The organism is Mycobacterium intermedium (genome assembly GCF_002086275.1).
GTDB classification, from domain to species: domain Bacteria; phylum Actinomycetota; class Actinomycetes; order Mycobacteriales; family Mycobacteriaceae; genus Mycobacterium; species Mycobacterium intermedium.
The window spans coordinates 1-845 of record NZ_MVHT01000278.1 but is presented as its reverse complement, the minus strand read 5'-3'; the positions used below and the strand labels follow the sequence as shown (position 1 = coordinate 845).

1 pseudogene is annotated in these 845 nt (G+C 78.5%); it reads left to right on the top strand.

Going from position 1 to position 845, the window contains the following annotated elements:
* Window positions 1–87: 87 nt before the first annotated feature.
* Window positions 88–845: pseudogene (locus tag BST27_RS32965) on the top strand (hypothetical protein); the annotation flags it as partial.

Sequence of the window (845 nt, the reverse complement as noted above, 5' to 3'; positions counted from 1 at the left end):
TCGAGGCTGTCCAGACCGGCCCCGCCTTGGCCGCCGGTGCCGCCTTTGCCGCCTTGACCGCCGGAGCCCGCGACACCCGCCGCGCCGGGGACCGGCGGCATGGGAGGCGCTGGTTTTTCTGGTGGCGCGGGAGGTAGCGGCGGGACCGGTGGCGGGACCGGGGCTAACCAGGGCGTCGGCGGGGCCGGCGGTACCGGCGGGGTCGGCGGTAGCAACGGCTTATTCGGCACCGCCGGAGCTGGCGGCGCGGGCGGGGTTGGCGGCGCCGGCGGCATCGGGACCACCGGCGTCAATGGCGGCCAGGGTGCAATGGGCGCACCGGGCGGTAACGGCGGCATTGGGGGCGCCGGCGGCGCCAACACCTCACCGTTTGGCCAGGCCGGCGCGGGCGGCAGCGGCGGCAGTGGTGGCATCGGCGGACAGGGCGGCGCCGGCGGCTCTGGAGTCGGTTTGGGCATCGACGGTGGTCAGGGCGGAACCGGTGGCGTCGGCGGTCAGGGCGGCGCCGCGGGCGCCGGCGGGGGTAGCCCATTCGGAGCCCCAGCACCAGCAGGCGTCGCAGGTGCCGGTGGTGCGGGCGGCGTCGGTGGCACAGGCGGCGCCGGCGACAACGGCGCAGACGGCGTCTTTGGCGTGGACGGCGGCATCGGCGGCACCGGCTTCGCGGGCGGCGCGGGCGGGCTGGGCGGTGTCGGGGGTACCGGCGTCGTCACCGGCGCTGGCGGCCAAGGCGGTCAAGGCGGTACCGGCGGGAGCGGCGGCACCGGGGCGTCCGGCGTGGGCCACGTCGCCGACGGCGGTCAGGGCGGCAAGGGCGGAACCGGGGGTCAGGCCGGTACGGGCGG